This is a genomic window from Pseudomonas rustica (genome assembly GCF_049959085.1).
GTDB lineage: Bacteria > Pseudomonadota > Gammaproteobacteria > Pseudomonadales > Pseudomonadaceae > Aquipseudomonas > Aquipseudomonas rustica.
The window spans coordinates 4,576,683-4,592,974 of record NZ_CP188200.1; the positions used below are offsets into that span (position 1 = coordinate 4,576,683).

The following is a 16,292-nucleotide window of genomic DNA, read 5'->3' on the forward strand; positions in this document are numbered from 1 at the left end:
ATATCTTTCGAGCTAGCCATGCAACGCGACGCCCTCCTCACTCAGGATGAGCTGGATTTCATCCAGACCATGCAGCACAACCCGCAACTCAATGTGCGGGATGCGACGTCGAGTCTGCTGGTTAATGGCGGTTCGCAGATCCGTGATTTGCTCACGCGCCTGGCCGCTCACGAACAAGTGACCATTCAGGCCAACTTCGAAAACCAACAGATGACTTTCCCGCTGCATCTGGTGGAAGACGAGTTCCACGCGCTGCATTTGCGTCTAGGTGTGCCAAGCATTTACGAAGACGGCCCGATGGTGCGTCCATGGCGCCTGGCGCTGGACGAGCCGGTGGCGCTGGAAAATGCCAATGGCCAACCGGGGACGTTGTGGGTTCATGAGGTGTCGCACAAAGGCGTGTTGCTGGAAGTGCGCAACAAGACCAAACCACCGAAGCATTTCGCCCTGTGGTTCAGCCCTTCAGGCTATGAGCGAATTTCCCTGCGCGGCAATTTCGAGCGTGAGACCGACAAAGGTTTCTTCGCCTACGAACTGAGCCAGACCGATGCCGATGAAACCGAGCGCCTGCGCCAGTTCATTCTGCAACAACATCGCCTGACCCACCCTGCCCTGCACACCTGATTCTCAGGTATCGAGTTTACCCGCGAGATATTGCGTCAGCCGCTGACGCATGGTCGCGCCTTCATTGCCCAGACAACCGATTGACGATCCGGCCAGAGTTTCCTCTGCCAGATCCGCCGCATCCCCCGCCAGCAACACCTGACAATCCAGACTCAATGCCAAACGGTTCAAACGCCGTGGCAGTTCGACGGCCGGTGCGTGATTGGAAAACAGCACCAGTGCCTGCGGTTTGATCTTTTCGCAGACCAGCGTCAATTCACCGAATGGCTGACCGGTCGTCAATACCCGAACACCCGCATCGCTGCTGCTCAAAAACAGCGCGGCCACCAGCAATTCCAGTTCACGGCACTGACCGGCCAATGCACTGACGAGAATCTTGCGGGGCTGCGTGGTGCGTAACGCGATGATTCGTTGCAGTACGCGGGTTCTAAGGTAGCCGTCGTAGAACAGCCATTCGCTGGTGTGTCCGAAGGCTTCCTGCCCCAGCAGCAATTGCCGCCACAGCGGCAGCAGGATGTCCTGAAAAACCACGGGCAGCGAATAAGAAGAAAAAATCTGGCCGTAGACACGATCCAGTTCAAGATCGTCGAAGGCGCTGATCGCACGCTTTACCTGATGCTGCCACTGCTGGTAATCGGCCTGCACCTGATCATCAGAAATGATGTGCGCCAGTGCTTTTAGCGGTTCGGTTTTAGCGAGGATTTTGCCGACCTTGCTCACGGAGACGCCACGATCGATCCACTCGACAATGCTGCGAACGCGCTCGATTTCGGTCATTGAATACAGCCGATGCCCACTTTCAGTGCGCGTCGGTTCGATCAAACCGTAACGTCGCTCCCAGGCACGCAGCGTGACCGGGTTGACCCCGGTGAGTCGGAACACTTCACGAATGGGAAAAAGGTCTTCGCGCTCGAGCGCGTCAGACGCCCGTGAAACAGGGCTCAGCTCCGTGATGACAGGCATAGTGCGCTCAACGTCCTTGTAAAGTGATTGGATCCATTCTAGCTGCAATGCCCGCTAAAGGTAAAAGCGATGAACTGCGACGAAAGTCTCTGGTTAAATCGCAAAATTCAGGAATAATCCTTGCTTGGCAATAAACGCGGGCCTCTACCCCGGCGCGCGTCTGGCGAAACTCCTACCCGGAGTGCCGCGAACGAAATACGGAGATACACAATGTCTACTTCCCCCGTCACGCTGATGGTCGCGCGTCGCGTCGCCGATGGTCGCTATCAGGATTTGATCGCCTGGTTGCGCGAAGGCGAACAACTGGCCACCGACTTTCCCGGTTATCTCGGCTCTGGCGTGCTCGCTCCGCCGCCCGGTGATAACGAATTTCAAATCATTTTCCGCTTCGTCGATGAACAGACTTTGCATGCGTGGGAGCACTCCGCCTCGCGTACGGCATGGCTGGATCGGGGCAGCGATCTGTTTGCCCATCCGAAGGAACATCGCGTCAGCGGCATCGAAGGCTGGTTCGGCGCGGCCGGTCAACGTCCGCCACGCTGGAAACAGGCGGTGGCGATCTGGCTGGCGTTCTTTCCGGTGTCGATGCTGTTCAACTTTGTGCTGGGCCCGCTGCTCGGCGAAATGAGTCTGTTGCCGCGGGTGTTTATCAGCACGCTGTGCCTGACGCCATTGATGGTTTATTTCTTTATTCCGCTGTCGACGCGATTACTGGCGAATTGGTTGAACAGCACGCCGGTTCGACGCGTGCCTGCCGAAACGTCTACGCAGCACCTTTAAAAGATCGCAGCCTTCGGCAGCTCCTACAGGGAGGCAAGCAGGCCAATGTAGGAGCTGCCGCAGGCTGCGATCTTTTCCGTCGTGTCGCTGTTATAGTTTTTGCTCCCACCGCGATGCGAGCCGTTCATGTCTACTTCCGCAGCCCCGATCCTCATCACCGGCGCCGGCCAGCGTGTCGGTCTGCACTGCGCGCAGCGTTTGCTTGAAGACGGTCATCGCGTCATCTTCACCTACCGCACCGAACGTCCCGGCGTACAAACACTGCGAGATTTGGGCGCCATCGGCCTGTTCGCCGAGTTCTCCAGCGAAGCCGGGATTCTCGCCTTTATCAGCGAACTGAAAAACCACACCGATAGCCTGCGCGCCATTGTGCACAACGCCTCCGAGTGGCTGGCCGAAACCCCGGGCAGCGAGGCCGAAGCCTTCACCCGCATGATCAATCTGCACATGCTCGCGCCTTACCTGATCAACCTGCACTGCGCCGATTTGTTGCAACGCTCGACACCCGCCGACATCATCCACATCAGCGACGATGTCACGCGCAAGGGCAGCAGCAAACACATCGGCTATTGCGCCAGCAAAGCCGGGCTCGACAGCCTGACGCTGTCCTTCGCCGCGCGCTTTGCGCCAGCAATCAAGGTCAACGGCATCGCGCCGGCCCTGCTATTGTTCAATCCCGACGACGACGCGGCGTACCGCACCAAAGCGCTGGCCAAATCGGCGCTGGGCATCGAGCCCGGCAGCGAAGTGATCTACCAGAGCCTGCGCTATCTGCTCGACAACCCTTATGTCACCGGTACGACCCTGACCGTCAACGGCGGGCGGCACGTCAAATAACGCCTAGCTGCGAGGATGTCCATGAGCCTTTCCCTGCCCGAAAACTACCGTGAAATCCTCATCGGTCTCGGCGAAAATCCCGACCGCGAAGGGTTGCTCGACACCCCGGTGCGCGCGGCCAAAGCCATGCAATACCTGTGTCACGGTTACGATCAGAGCGTCGAGCAAATCGTCAACGGCGCGCTGTTTGCTTCGGACAGTGACGAGATGGTCATCGTCGCCGACATCGAGTTGTACTCGTTGTGCGAACATCACCTGCTGCCCTTCATCGGCAAGGCCCATGTGGCTTATATTCCGACGGGCAAGGTGCTGGGATTATCTAAAATCGCGCGGCTGGTCGACATGTTCGCCCGACGCCTGCAGATTCAGGAAAACCTCACCCGGCAAATCGCCGACGCGGTGCAACAGGTCACCGATGCAGCTGGCGTCGCCGTGGTCATCGAAGCCAAACACATGTGCATGATGATGCGCGGCGTGGAAAAACAGAATTCGACGATGAACACCTCGGTCATGCTCGGCGCCTTCCGCGAGTCGAGCAACACCCGTCAGGAGTTCCTGCAATTGATTGGACGGAGCAAGTAAATGCCACAACTTCAACCGGGAATGGCGCGCATCCGGGTCAAGGATCTGCGCTTGCGCACCTTTATCGGGATCAACGAGGACGAGATCCTCAACAAGCAGGATGTGCTGATCAACGTCACCATTCTGTACGCCGCGCAGGAAGCGGTGCGTGACAACGACATCGATCACGCGCTGAACTACCGCACGATCACCAAAGCGATCATCGCTCACGTCGAGGGCAACCGTTTTGCGTTGCTCGAACGTCTGACGCAGGAACTGCTCGATCTGGTGATGAGCAACGGCTCGGTGCTGTACGCCGAAGTCGAAGTCGACAAGCCGCATGCGCTGCGATTTGCCGAATCGGTATCGATCACCCTCGCGGCAAGCCGCTGAGCTTCAAGCTTCGAGCTGCAAGCGTTAAGCTACCGCCACCCACAATCCAAACTTGCAGCTTGAAGCTCGCCGCTTGAAGCTGTCTCGAAGAGACCTCCATGAACGAGCAACAACGCCTCGAACTCGAAGCCGCCGCCTTCCGCCGGCTGGTCGCCCATCTGGACAGCCGCAAGGACGTGCAGAACATCGACCTGATGAACCTCGCCGGGTTCTGCCGCAATTGCCTGTCGAAGTGGTACAAGGCCGAAGCCGACGAGCGCCAGATCGACATCAGCCTCGATGACGCCCGCGAAGTGGTTTACGGCATGCCGTACGCCGAGTGGAAAGCCCAATATCAGCAAGAAGCCAGCGCCGACCAGCAAGCGGCGTTCGCCAAAGGAAAAACCCATGAGTGACCTGAACACCCTGCGCGCCAGCCTGAAAAGCGGCGAGCACGCTTTCGCCGACACCCTGGCTTTCATTGCTGCCGGTTACGACTACCAGCCGCAAGCCTTCAACAACGGTGGCGTGGAAAACGCCGCCGGGCAGAACGAAGGTTCGTGCAAGACCTTGGGTCTGGCGCTGCTGGAAGGCCTGAGCGATGAAGAAGCGCTGCTGGCGTTTGGCGAGCATTACCGCTCGGTAGTGGCGACGCCTGAGGGCAGCGATCACGGCAACATTCGTGCGTTGATCAAACACGGTCTGGCCGGCGTCAAGTTCACCGCACAGCCCCTGACCCGCCGCTGATCCCAGACCCAACCACAATCCCCTGTGGGAGCGAGCCTGCTCGCGAATACGGACTGACATTCAACACTGATGTCGATTGATATACCGCTTTCGCGAGCAGGCTCGCTCCCACATGGGATGTGTGGTGACTTTGATTCTCGGGCACAAAAAAACCGGCCAATCTGGCCGGTTTTTTTGTGCCTGCGATCTTAGAACGATGCGTTCTGCAGACCGTCCAGGTACCGCTCGGTGTCCAGTGCCGCCATGCAGCCGGCGCCGGCCGAGGTGATGGCCTGACGGTAAACGTGGTCAGCCACGTCACCGGCAGCGAAGATGCCTTCGACGCTGGTCGCAGTCGCATTGCCTTCACGGCCGCCGTGCACCACCAGGTAACCGTCTTTCAGGGTCAACTGGCCTTCGAACAGCGAGGTGTTCGGGGTATGGCCGATGGCGATGAACACGCCGTCGACGGTGATTTCGTCGAAGCTGCCATCGTTGTTCTTCAGACGCGCACCGGTCACGCCCATGTTGTCGCCCAGGACTTCATCGAGGTTGGCGTTCAACTTGAGGATGATCTTGCCTTCAGCGACGCGAGCGTTGAGCTTGTCGATCAGAATCTTCTCGGCGCGGAAGGTTTCGCGACGGTGAATCAGGGTCACGGTGCTGGCGATGTTGGCCAGATACAGCGCTTCTTCAACTGCGGTGTTGCCGCCGCCGACCACAGCGACCGGCTTGTTGCGGTAGAAGAAACCGTCGCAGGTTGCGCAGGCCGAAACGCCTTTGCCCATGAACGCTTCTTCCGACGGCAGGCCCAGGTAACGAGCGCTGGCGCCGGTGGCGATGATCAGGGCGTCGCAGGTGTAAACCGCGCTGTCGCCGGTCAGGGTGTAAGGCTTGGCAGCGAAATCCACAGCGTTGATGTGATCGAAAACGATCTCGGTTTCAAAACGCTCGGCGTGCTCGCGCATGCGCTCCATCAGGGCTGGACCGGTCAGGCCGTGAACGTCGCCCGGCCAGTTGTCGACTTCGGTGGTGGTGGTCAGTTGACCGCCGGCCTGCATGCCGGTGATCAGCAGTGGCTTGAGGTTGGCACGGGCCGCGTATACCGCAGCGCTGTAACCGGCAGGGCCGGAACCGAGAATAATCACTCGCGAATGACGGACTTCAGACATGACCTGCTCCTGTTGACCGGGCCGAAAAAACTGGCACGGATCGCCGGACTGCCGGCGGAAATAAAAAAGGACCGTGGAAAACCTTGGGGAAGGCTTGAGCTCGACAGTCCTGTAAAAAGTTGGGTGCAGCGTATCGAGGGGGGCAAGATTAAGGAAATACGGATTAACAATCCAGCTCATAGGTGGTCTCTATGCCGACACACTGACGAGATGGACGTCTTTGTTACAGTGAATGTCGATCGCTCTACCGTGCTTTCGCCGCCGTTGCAAAGTCGGTAAGGTCGGCGCGTTTTCCCTTGCTCGGAGCACCTTATGCCCGCCCCTGTTCTGTCCGGCCCGCAATACCTGCGCGAAGGCCTCAAACTGGTTCTCAGCCCTGGCCTGCGCTTGTTCGTGTTGCTGCCGCTGGCGATCAACCTCTTGCTGTTCGTCGGATTGATCTATCTGGCCGGCCACCAGTTCAGCCTCTGGGTCGACACGCTGATGCCGTCGCTGCCGGAATGGCTGAGCTTCCTCAGCTACATCCTCTGGCCGCTGTTCGTCGTGTTGGTGGCGCTGATGGTGTTTTTCACCTTCACCATGCTCGCCAACGTGATCGCCGCACCGTTCAACGGTTTCCTCGCGGAAAAAGTCGAAGTGGTCGTGCGCGGCACCGATGACTTCCCGGCCTTCAGCTGGGGCGAACTGATTGAGATGGTACCGCGCACCCTCGCCCGGGAAATGCGCAAACTTGGCTTCTTCCTGCCCCGCGCAATCGGCCTGTTCATCCTCTCGTTTATCCCGGTGGTGAACATCATCGCCGCGCCGCTGTGGCTGTTGTTCGGCGTGTGGATGATGGCGATCCAGTACATCGACTACCCGGCGGACAACCACAAACTCGGCTGGAACGAGATGCTCGCCTGGCTGCGGCAGAAGCGCTGGCAGAGCATGAGTTTTGGCGGGATCGTCTATCTGGTGCTGCTGATTCCAGTGGTGAACATTTTGATGATGCCAGCTGCTGTCGCTGGTGCGACGCTGTTCTGGGTGCGTGAGCGTGGCGCCGAGAACCTGGTGACTCAACGCTAACGCGGCGTCACAAATCCATCATCCGAACGTCACAACGACGACATGGCCTCAGCCGACACTGAGGTCATGACGACAGCTCTGCATATCACCCTCATCAGCGAAACCTTCCCACCGGAAATCAACGGCGTGGCCAATACCCTTGGCCGCTTGTGCGATGGACTGCGCGCGCGTGGGCATCAAGTGGATCTGGTGCGCCCGCGTCAGGCCGGCGATCCGCAGCGCAGCGATGACGACGCGCTGCTGTTGTGCCGAGGCTGGCCGCTGCCGGGCTATCCGGGGCTGCAATGGGGACAGTCGTCGATGCACAAATTGCTGCGCCGCTGGAAACGCCAGCGCCCGGATGTGCTGTACATCGCCACGGAAGGCCCGCTGGGTTTATCGGCTTTGCGCGCGGCGCGACGCCTGGGGATTTCGGTGGTCAGCGGCTTTCACACAAATTTTCAGCAATACACCAGTCAGTACGGCCTCGGCCTGCTGACGCGGATGCTCACGCATTATTTGCGCTGGTTTCACAATCGCTCGGCGATGACGCTGGTGCCCAGTCCCAGTCAACGTCTGGAACTGGAGCGTCGGCATTTCGAGCGTTTGGCGTTGTTGTCGCGCGGTGTGGACAGCCAGTTGTTTCACCCGAGCAAACGCCTGAACGCTTTGCGTGAGCAATGGGGACTTCGCGAGCGCGACGTTGCCGTGATTCACGTAGGACGCCTCGCGCCGGAGAAAAACCTGGGCCTGCTCAAGCGCAGCTTCGAAGCACTGCGCAGCGCTTATCCACAGCGCAATCTGAAACTCATCGTGGTCGGCGACGGGCCGCAACGGCTGGCGCTGGAGAAGGATTTGCCTGAGGCGATTTTTTGCGGTGCCCAGCGTGGCGAAGCGTTGGCGGCGCACTATGCGTCGGGGGATGTGTTTTTGTTTCCGAGCCTGACCGAAACCTTTGGCAATGTGGTGCTGGAGGCGTTGGCGTCAGGGTTGGGGGTGGTGGCTTACGATCAGGCTGCGGCGGCGCAGCATATTCGCCATGGCTACAGCGGCGTGCTGGCGATGCCCGGGGACGAAGAGGCGTTTTGCGAGGCGGCGGTGTGGTTATTGGAAGAGGATGAGCGCTTGCGTTGCGTGCGCCTGAATGCGCGGCAGCATGCGAGTCGCCAGGGGTGGGCGGCGATCATCGAGCAGTTTGAGAGCCATTTGCGTGGGGCATGTTTGGGGGAGTTGGTGGTGCCTCAAGTTCAGACACTGCCCTGATTTTTTGCTGAATCTGAAGCCGTCTTCGCGAGCAAGCTTTGCTCCTACAAGACACGTGGCGAAATGCCGTTGATCTTGTAGGAGCAAGGCTTGCCCGCGAAGAGGTCAGTGATAGCGCCGCTTAAACCAGCGACATCAACGCCTCACGGCTGAACGGCAAAATATCCTGCTCACGCCCTTCGCGGACTTTCAGCGCCCAGTCCGGGTCAACCAGCAGCGCACGTCCCACCGCCACCAGATCGAATTCCTCTTTGTTCAGACGCTCCAGCAAGTTCTCCAGACTGGCCGGTTGCGCGACCTTGTCGGTGTTGACCATGAATTGCAGGAACTCGCCATCCAGACCAACGCTGCCAACGGTGATAGTCGGTTTGCCGGTCAGCTTGCGCGTCCAGCCAGCGAGGTTCAGGTCAGAGCCGTCGAACTCCGGCTCCCAGAAACGCCGTGTCGAGCAGTGGAAAATATCCACGCCAGCGTCGGACAACGGCTTGAGGAATTCACCCAGCGCTTCCGGGGTTTGCACCAGACGCGCGGTGTAATCCTGCTGCTTCCACTGCGAGAAGCGGAAGATGATCGGGAAGCCTTCGCCGACCGCAGCACGCACGGCTTGAATCAACTCGATGGCAAAACGCGAACGGTTGGCCAGACTGCCGCCGTATTCGTCGGTGCGCTGGTTGCTGCCTTCCCAGAAGAACTGGTCGACCAGGTAACCGTGGGCGCCGTGGATTTCCACGCCGTCCATGCCGATGCTTTGTGCATCCTTGGCCGCTTGGGCGAACGCAGCGATCACGTCCTGAATATCTTGTTTGGTCATGCCGTGCACCACGACCTGACCGTCCTTGAGTTTTTCCGACGGGCCGTAACCCGGCACGCTGGCGTCCGGTTCGGTGCCGATGCGGCGCACGCTGCCCACGTGCCACAGCTGAGGAACGATCTTGCCGCCTTCAGCGTGAACGGCGTCGACGACTTTTTTCCAGCCGGCCAACGGCGCTTCACCGAAGAACTGCGGCACGTTCGGGTAACCGTTCGAGGCAACGTGGCCAACGGTGGTGCCTTCGGTGATGATCAGGCCAACACCGGCGGCCGCACGACGGCGGTAGTACTCGATGACTTTCGAATTCGGCACGCCACCCGGGGAGAAAGAACGGGTCATCGGCGCCATGACCACGCGGGTCGGCAGTTCGAGGGCACCGAGGTGGAACGGTTTGAACAAGGCTTGAACGGGCATCGAGAGGCTCCACAGAGATGGCTTTATGACGGCGATAATATGGAGAGCCGAAGCCGTTGAACAGCATTATTGATTTCGGTGATTAAGGATCAAAAGACGCAGAGCAAAAGATCGCAGCCTTCGGCAGCTCCTACATGGGATTTTGAGGTCACCTGTAGGAGCTGCCGAAGGCTGCGATCTTTTGATCTTGCTTGATCAGCTCAGCGCTTTTTCAATCGCATGAACAATGGTCGGATCATCCGGCGCCGTACGCGGCGAGAACCGCGCCAGCACCCGACCGTCCTTGCCAAGCAGAAACTTCTCGAAATTCCAGGTGATGTCACCGGGAAACTCCGCGCCCTCGCCCGCCAGCAGACGGTAGAGCTGATGCCGTTCGTGACCGTTGACTTCGAGCTTGCTCGACAAAGGAAACGTCACGCCATAGTTGAGGCTGCAGAAATCCTGAATGTCCTTTTCAGAACCGGGTTCCTGACCGGCAAACTGGTTGCACGGCAGGCCCAGCACGCTGAAGCCTTTGCCTTTGAACTGCTGATAGAGGTTTTCCAGCGCCGCATACTGGGGGGTCAAGCCGCATTTGGAGGCGACGTTGACCACCAGCACGACTTGGCCCTTGAAAGGCGCCAGCGGTAGCTCCTGACCATCCAGGGCTGTCAACTTAAGGTCGTGAAAAGCACTCATGACGAACTCCAAGATTCCCGTGTTCTACTCGAAACAGCCACTTGGCGAGACCACCAAGGACAGCCGCGGACTAAAAAGGCGCCCGCAGGCGCCTCTCCAGTACTCGAAGCTTAGCGCAGAAATCAGTGGTGATGGCCACCTTCGCCATGGACGTGACCATGAGCGATTTCTTCCTGGCTGGCATCACGGATGTCAACGATCTTCACTTTGAAGTTCAAACGCTGGCCGGCCAACGGGTGGTTGCCGTCAACGGTCACGTCGTCGCCGTCGAGGTCACGGATGGTGACGATTTGCATCTGGCCGTCCGGCGCCGAAGCGTGGAACTGCATGCCGACTTCCAGCTCGTCAACGCCTTCGAACATGCTGCGGCTCAGGGTGCTGACCAGCTCAGCGGCGTATTCGCCGTAAGCGTCTTCCGGTTCAACGGAAACGTCCAGCTCGTCACCAACGGTTTTGCCTTCCAGAGCTTTTTCTAGGCCCGGGATGATGTTGCCTGCGCCTTGCAGGTAGACCAGCGGAGCGCCGCCGGCGGAGCTGTCGATGACCTCACCAGCGTCGTTGGTCAGGGTATAGTCGATGGAGACAGCCTTATTGGCGGCGATCAGCATGGGGCGAGACCTTTTGCATAAGAATATAGAAAGGCCAAGTTTAGCGAAGCAATCGCGCGAAAGCGAACACAACCCGGACAAACGGGTTTCGACGATCACAGGCTTCCATCAAGACGAAGAGGGCCATTGGGTGGCCGAGCTTTCCTGTGGCCACACCCAGCACCTGCGCCATCAGCCGCCCTGGCAAACCCGGGCGTGGGTACTCGACCCGGCGCAACGTATTGAAAAAATAGGCCAACCCTTTGCCTGCGGTTGGTGCGCACAAGGCTCGGTTAGCGATAACCTTGGCGACTGAATTTCGGTAGTCAGCCAGACATAAGCTGACACCATTGCCATGCAACTTTAGAGAATTCGCATGCAAACTTTTTTTATCGCACCCACCGATTTTGGCGTGGGTCTGACCTCCATCAGCCTCGGGCTGGTGCGCACGCTGGAGCGAGCGGGCCTGAAAGTCGGTTTCTTCAAACCGATTGCGCAGCCGCACCCGGGCGACACCGGCCCTGAGCGTTCCACCGAACTGGTGGCGCGCACCCACGGCCTGAAACCGCCGCGCCCGCTGGGCCTCGCTCACGTTGAGCGGATGCTCGGCGACGGTCAGCTCGATGAGTTGCTCGAAGAAATCATCACCCTTTACCAGCAAGCCGCCATCGGCAAAGACGTGCTGGTGGTCGAAGGCATGGTGCCGACCCGCAGCGCCAGTTACGCCGCACGGGTCAATTTGCATTTGGCCAAGAGCCTCGACGCCGAAGTGATTCTGGTCTCCGCGCCGGAAAACGAAGTGCTCGCCGAACTCTCCGGGCGTGTCGAATTGCAGGCGCAATTGTTCGGCGGGCCGAAAGACCCGAAAGTCCTCGGCGTGATCCTCAACAAGGTCAAAACCGACGAAAGCATGGACGCCTTCGCCGCGCGCCTGAAGGAGCATTCGCCGTTGCTGCGCAGCGGTGACTTCCGCTTGCTCGGCTGCATTCCGTATCAACCAGAACTTAACGCACCACGCACCCGCGACGTCGCCGATCTGATGGGCGCGCAGGTGCTCAACGCCGGTGATTACGAAACCCGGCGGATGACCAAAATCATCATTTGCGCGCGCACCATGCGCAACACCGTCGAGCTGCTCAAGCCCGGTGTGCTGGTGGTGACGCCAGGCGATCGCGACGACATCATCCTCGCCGTCAGCCTCGCCGCGATCAACGGTGTGCCGCTGGCCGGCCTGTTGCTGACCAGCGACACCCTGCCCGATCCGCGCATCATGGACCTCTGCCGTGGCGCGTTGCAGGCCGGTTTGCCGGTGTTGTCGGTGAGCACTGGCTCCTACGACACCGCCAATCTGCTCAACGGTTTGAACAAAGAAATCCCCATTGATGACCGCGAGCGTGCGGAGATCATCACTGACTTCGTCGCCAGCCACCTCGACGCGAAATGGCTGCACCAGCGCTGCGGCACGCCTCGGGAAATGCGCCTGTCGCCAGCGGTGTTCCGTTATCAATTGATTCAGCGTGCGCAGGCAGCGAACAAGCGCATCGTCCTGCCTGAAGGCAGCGAGCCGTTCACTGTGCAAGCGGCGGCGATCTGTCAGGAACGCGGGATCGCCCGTTGCGTGTTGCTGGCGAAACCGGAAGACGTCGAAGCCGTCGCCCGCGCCCAAGGCATCACATTGCCGCCGGGGCTGGAGATTCTTGATCCGGATCTGATCCGCGAACGCTACGTCGAACCGATGGTGGCCCTGCGCAAAACCAAAAGCCTTAATGCGCCGATGGCCGAGCAGCAACTGGAAGACACCGTGGTGATCGGCACCATGATGCTCGCGCTGGATGAAGTCGACGGCTTGGTTTCGGGCGTGATCAACACCACCGCCAACACCATCCGCCCGGCATTGCAGCTGATTAAAACCGCACCGGGCTGCACGCTGGTGTCGTCGGTGTTCTTCATGCTGTTCCCGGAAGAAGTGCTGGTGTACGGCGACTGCGTGATGAACCCGCACCCGAGCGCCACCGAGCTGGCCGAAATTGCCTTGCAAAGCGCCGATTCGGCTGCGGCGTTCGGCATCACCCCGCGCGTGGCGATGATCAGTTACTCCAGCGGCGAATCGGCCACTGGCGAGGAAGTCGAAAAAGTCCGCGAGGCCACCTTGCTCGCCCACGAACAACAGCACACGCTGCTGATCGACGGCCCGCTGCAATACGATGCTGCGGCCAACGCTGAAGTCGCCCGACAACTGGCGCCGAACAGTCAGGTCGCCGGTCGCGCTACGGTGTTTGTGTTCCCTGACCTGAACACCGGCAACACTACGCACAAAGCCGTGCAACGCAGCGCCGATTGCGTCAGCCTCGGGCCGATGCTGCAAGGCCTGCGCAAACCGGTAAACGACTTGCCGCGCGGCGCGCAAGTCGATGACATCGTCTACACCATCGCCCTCACCGCGATTCAAGCCGCCAACCGACCTATGGATGTGTAAATGCTGGATTTTCTACCTGCACCCGTGCGCGGCGTGATCGCCTCGCTGCTGTTGGCGCTCAACACGATTCTGCTTTGCTCGTTTCTGTTTTGCGTGGCGTTGGTCAAGGCCCTGCCGTTTGCCTTTACCCAGCGCATCGCCGGTTGGCTGATGAGCCACACCCATGAAGCGTGGATCAGCAACAACAAAGGCTGGATGAACCTGGTGCGCCGCACGCGCTGGCACCTCAGCGGCTTGCAAGGCCTCGACTATCAGCACTCGTATCTGATCACCAGCAACCACCAGAGCTGGGTCGATATTCTGGTGCTGCAATACGTGCTCAATCGCCGGATTCAGCCGCTGAAATTCTTCCTCAAGCAGGAGCTGATCTGGGTGCCGGTGATTGGTCTGGCGTGGTGGGCGCTGGGCTTTCCGTTCATGAAGCGTTACTCCAAGGCGTACCTGGCCAAGCACCCGGAGAAGAAAGGCAAAGACCTCGAAACCACGCGTAAAACCTGCGCGAAATTTCGCAATAATCCGGTGGGGATTTTCAACTTCGTCGAGGGCACGCGGTTTACCGAAGGCAAACATGCGCAACAGCAATCGCCGTTCAAATATCTGCTCAAGCCGAAGGCTGGCGGCATTGCGTTTGTACTGGATGCGATGGGCGAACAACTGGAGTCGATCGTCAACGTGACGATTCACTACCCGGCCGGGCGTCCGGGGTTTTGGGATTTGCTCTGCGGCAATGTGCGCGACGTGGTGGTGCACTTTGAAGAGCTGAAGATTCCGCAGCAGTTCATTGGCAAGAATTACGATCAGGACGGTGAATATCGTTTGCAGTTTCAGGGCTGGATCAATCAGCTGTGGCTGGACAAGGATGCGCTGCTGGAACAGATGCACCGCGAATATCCGAAGCATTAAGATCAAAAGATCGCAGCCTCCGGCAGCTCCTACATTGGATTGACGTACATCCTGTAGGAGCTGCCGAAGGCTGCGATCTTTTGACTTTTAAAGGTCACAAAAAAGCCCGCCGATGATCACTCATCGACGGGCTTTTTCTTGCAGCTTGAAGCTAGAAGCTTGTCGCTGCTTTATTGCTTAGATCGCGCCACGCTGACGCAGCAGATCCAGCACTTGCTTGACGCTTTGTTCCAGACTCAGCGTCTGCGTGTCGATCACCAGATCGGCATTCAGCGGCACGTCGTACGGGAAGGATTCGCCCGGGATGTTGTCGCCACCGGCGGCATACAGACCTTGCGGATCACGCTCGGCGCACACGGCCGGCGAGGCCTGTACGTAGACCGTCAGCAGACGATCCTTGCCGATCAGATCCTTGGCCTGTTCACGCCCTTCGGCACTTGGCGCCACGAACGAAGCCAAGGTCAGCAGACCCGCTTCGTTGAACTGACGCGCCACGTGTGCGGCACGACGCCAGTTCTCGGTGCGGCCGATACGATCCTGTGGCAGACCTTTGTTGAGATCCTGACGCAGGTTCTGGCCATCCAGCACAAACACCGCACGGCCCATGTCGAACAGCTTGCGCTCGACCGCATAAGCCAGCGTGCTTTTGCCCGCGCCCGACAGACCGCTGAACAGCACGGTGGCCGGTTGCTGGCCGAAGCGCTGAGCACGTTCCTCAGTCGCAACATGCGCCAGTTTGCCGTGGTGCGTGGCAGTGCCATGGGTCACTGGCTGCGCGACGATCATGCCGGCGCCGACGGTGCCGTTGGTCAGGCGATCGATGATGATGAACGCGCCGGTGGTGCGGTTGCTTTCGTAACCGTCGAGGGCGATTGGCGCATCAAGCGCAATCTTCACCTTGCCGATTTCGTTGAGCTGCAACGCGCTCGCCGGGCCTTCTTCCAGGGTGTTCACGTCAACCTTGTTAACGATGCTGGCAATCGAGCCCGGCACATAACTGGTAGCGCGTTTGATGTCGTATTTCTTGCCCGGCAGCATCGGCTCTTCAGCCATCCACACCAGCATCGCTTCGAAGCTGTCGGTGACTGGCGGCACGTTGTCGGCATGCACCAACAGGTCGCCACGGGAGATGTCGATTTCGTCTTCCATGGTCAGCGTCACTGCCTGACCTGGACCGGCGTGTTCCAGCTCACCTTCGAAGGTGACGATGGATTTCACGCGGCTGCTCTTGCCCGACGGCAGCACCACGACTTCGTCACCCTTGTGCACGATGCCGCTGGCCAGCGTGCCGGCGAAACCACGGAAGTTCAGGTTCGGACGGTTGACGTACTGCACCGGGAAACGCAGATCGGTGAAGTTGCGGTCGCCCGCGACTTCCACGGTCTCGAGAATTTCCATCAGCGACTGGCCTTTGTACCAAGGCGAGCGCTCGGACTTGTTGACCACGTTGTCGCCCTTGAGGGCAGACATCGGCACGAAATGCATGCTGGTCGGCTTCATCTTCAAGCCTTCGGCGAACTTCAGGTAGTCGGCCTTGATCGACTCGAACACGCCTTCGTCGAAGCCCTTCAAGTCCATCTTGTTGATGGCGACGACGATGTGTTTGATCCCCAACAGGGAAGCAATGAAGCTGTGGCGACGGGTCTGGGTCTGCACGCCGTAACGCGCGTCGACCAGGATGATCGCCAGGTCACAGGTGGAGGCACCAGTGGCCATGTTGCGGGTGTACTGCTCATGGCCGGGGGTGTCGGCGATGATGAATTTGCGTTTCGCGGTGGAGAAATAGCGGTAAGCAACATCAATGGTGATGCCCTGCTCACGCTCGGCCTGCAGGCCGTCAACCAGCAATGCCAGGTCGATGTCATCACCGGTGGTGCCGACTTTCTTCGAATCGCGGGTAATCGCTTCCAGATGATCTTCGTAGATCATTTTCGAGTCGTGCAGCAGGCGCCCGATCAGGGTGCTCTTGCCGTCATCGACGTTACCGCAAGTCAAAAAGCGCAGCAGCTCTTTACGTTCGTGCTGGCCCAGGTAGGCGAGGATGTCCTCGCTGATCAAATCAGATACGTGGCTCATTGCAT

The 16,292-nt window shown here is 59.3% G+C and carries 18 protein-coding genes; 12 read left to right on the forward strand and 6 right to left on the reverse strand.

Annotated features, from left to right (window positions below; genetic code table 11):
• Nucleotides 1–18: 18 nt before the first annotated feature.
• On the forward strand, nt 19–624 hold the full coding sequence (locus ACP3TY_RS20920; protein ID WP_053117187.1) for a hypothetical protein: 606 nt from the start codon (nt 19–21) through the stop codon (nt 622–624).
• A gap of 3 nt (nt 625–627) precedes the next feature.
• Here the strand turns inward: ACP3TY_RS20920 and ACP3TY_RS20925 are convergent, their stop codons facing one another.
• Nucleotides 628–1,587: a MerR family transcriptional regulator gene (locus tag ACP3TY_RS20925; RefSeq protein ID WP_426618399.1), complete on the reverse strand. Its 960-nt coding sequence runs from the start codon at nt 1,585–1,587 to the stop codon at nt 628–630.
• A gap of 210 nt (nt 1,588–1,797) precedes the next feature.
• Between ACP3TY_RS20925 and ACP3TY_RS20930 the strand changes: the two genes are divergently transcribed.
• From ACP3TY_RS20930 to ACP3TY_RS20955, 6 genes are all read left to right on the forward strand, one after another.
• Nucleotides 1,798–2,367 carry an antibiotic biosynthesis monooxygenase gene (locus ACP3TY_RS20930; protein ID WP_426618400.1) on the forward strand — a complete coding sequence of 190 codons (570 nt, stop codon included), beginning with the start codon at nt 1,798–1,800 and terminating at the stop codon, nt 2,365–2,367.
• Between the two features lie 126 nt (nt 2,368–2,493).
• Nucleotides 2,494–3,204, forward strand: a complete 711-nt coding sequence (gene folM / locus ACP3TY_RS20935; RefSeq protein ID WP_426618401.1) for a dihydromonapterin reductase — start codon at nt 2,494–2,496, stop codon at nt 3,202–3,204.
• Nucleotides 3,205–3,225: 21 nt separating this feature from the next.
• The gene (gene folE, locus ACP3TY_RS20940; protein ID WP_053117179.1) at nt 3,226–3,786 is read left to right on the forward strand and encodes a GTP cyclohydrolase I FolE; all 561 of its coding nucleotides are present in this window, start codon (nt 3,226–3,228) and stop codon (nt 3,784–3,786) included.
• Nucleotides 3,787–4,158: a dihydroneopterin triphosphate 2'-epimerase gene (gene folX / locus ACP3TY_RS20945; RefSeq protein WP_053117178.1), complete on the forward strand. Its 372-nt coding sequence runs from the start codon at nt 3,787–3,789 to the stop codon at nt 4,156–4,158. It abuts the gene before it with no gap.
• A 98-nt stretch (nt 4,159–4,256) separates the two neighbouring features.
• Nucleotides 4,257–4,553 (forward strand): DUF1244 domain-containing protein, encoded by a 297-nt coding sequence (locus ACP3TY_RS20950; protein ID WP_426618402.1) that lies wholly within the window; start codon nt 4,257–4,259, stop codon nt 4,551–4,553.
• Nucleotides 4,546–4,884, forward strand: coding sequence for a HopJ type III effector protein (locus tag ACP3TY_RS20955; protein WP_102900671.1), 339 nt, complete (start codon nt 4,546–4,548; stop codon nt 4,882–4,884). The genes ACP3TY_RS20950 and ACP3TY_RS20955 overlap by 8 nt, the downstream gene beginning before the upstream one ends.
• 188 nt (nt 4,885–5,072) lie before the next feature.
• Here ACP3TY_RS20955 and trxB read toward each other — a convergent pair whose 3' ends face one another.
• The gene (gene trxB / locus ACP3TY_RS20960) at nt 5,073–6,035 is read right to left on the reverse strand and encodes a thioredoxin-disulfide reductase (RefSeq protein WP_212549706.1); all 963 of its coding nucleotides are present in this window, start codon (nt 6,033–6,035) and stop codon (nt 5,073–5,075) included.
• Between the two features lie 312 nt (nt 6,036–6,347).
• Here trxB and cysZ point away from each other — a divergent pair, with 312 nt between their 5' ends.
• Together cysZ and ACP3TY_RS20970 are read left to right on the forward strand one after the other, a co-directional pair.
• A complete protein-coding gene (cysZ, locus tag ACP3TY_RS20965; RefSeq protein WP_426618403.1) occupies nt 6,348–7,100 on the forward strand; it encodes a sulfate transporter CysZ in 753 nt (250 codons plus the stop codon).
• Nucleotides 7,101–7,142: 42 nt separating this feature from the next.
• Nucleotides 7,143–8,342, forward strand: a complete 1,200-nt coding sequence (locus ACP3TY_RS20970) for a glycosyltransferase family 4 protein (RefSeq protein WP_426618404.1) — start codon at nt 7,143–7,145, stop codon at nt 8,340–8,342.
• A gap of 121 nt (nt 8,343–8,463) precedes the next feature.
• On the opposite strand, the gene ACP3TY_RS20975 is transcribed toward ACP3TY_RS20970, so the two are convergent.
• From ACP3TY_RS20975 to ACP3TY_RS20985, 3 genes are all read right to left on the reverse strand, one after another.
• On the reverse strand, nt 8,464–9,567 hold the full coding sequence (locus ACP3TY_RS20975; protein WP_282355775.1) for an NADH:flavin oxidoreductase: 1,104 nt from the start codon (nt 9,565–9,567) through the stop codon (nt 8,464–8,466).
• A gap of 195 nt (nt 9,568–9,762) precedes the next feature.
• Nucleotides 9,763–10,245 (reverse strand): glutathione peroxidase, encoded by a 483-nt coding sequence (locus tag ACP3TY_RS20980; RefSeq protein WP_053117143.1) that lies wholly within the window; start codon nt 10,243–10,245, stop codon nt 9,763–9,765.
• A 122-nt stretch (nt 10,246–10,367) separates the two neighbouring features.
• On the reverse strand, nt 10,368–10,853 hold the full coding sequence (locus ACP3TY_RS20985) for an FKBP-type peptidyl-prolyl cis-trans isomerase (protein WP_053117141.1): 486 nt from the start codon (nt 10,851–10,853) through the stop codon (nt 10,368–10,370).
• Between ACP3TY_RS20985 and ACP3TY_RS20990 the strand changes: the two genes are divergently transcribed.
• The 3 genes from ACP3TY_RS20990 to ACP3TY_RS21000 are packed head-to-tail and all read left to right on the forward strand — an operon-like array spanning nt 10,822 to nt 14,211.
• A complete protein-coding gene (locus ACP3TY_RS20990; protein WP_082341397.1) occupies nt 10,822–11,148 on the forward strand; it encodes a DUF3565 domain-containing protein in 327 nt (108 codons plus the stop codon). The genes ACP3TY_RS20985 and ACP3TY_RS20990 overlap by 32 nt on opposite strands.
• Nucleotides 11,149–11,208: 60 nt before the next feature.
• On the forward strand, nt 11,209–13,308 hold the full coding sequence (gene pta / locus ACP3TY_RS20995; RefSeq protein ID WP_426618405.1) for a phosphate acetyltransferase: 2,100 nt from the start codon (nt 11,209–11,211) through the stop codon (nt 13,306–13,308).
• Nucleotides 13,309–14,211, forward strand: coding sequence for an acyltransferase (locus tag ACP3TY_RS21000; RefSeq protein ID WP_053117136.1), 903 nt, complete (start codon nt 13,309–13,311; stop codon nt 14,209–14,211).
• Nucleotides 14,212–14,388: 177 nt separating this feature from the next.
• Here the strand turns inward: ACP3TY_RS21000 and cysN are convergent, their stop codons facing one another.
• The gene (cysN, locus tag ACP3TY_RS21005) at nt 14,389–16,287 is read right to left on the reverse strand and encodes a sulfate adenylyltransferase subunit CysN (RefSeq protein ID WP_426618406.1); all 1,899 of its coding nucleotides are present in this window, start codon (nt 16,285–16,287) and stop codon (nt 14,389–14,391) included.
• Nucleotides 16,288–16,292 lie beyond the last annotated feature (5 nt).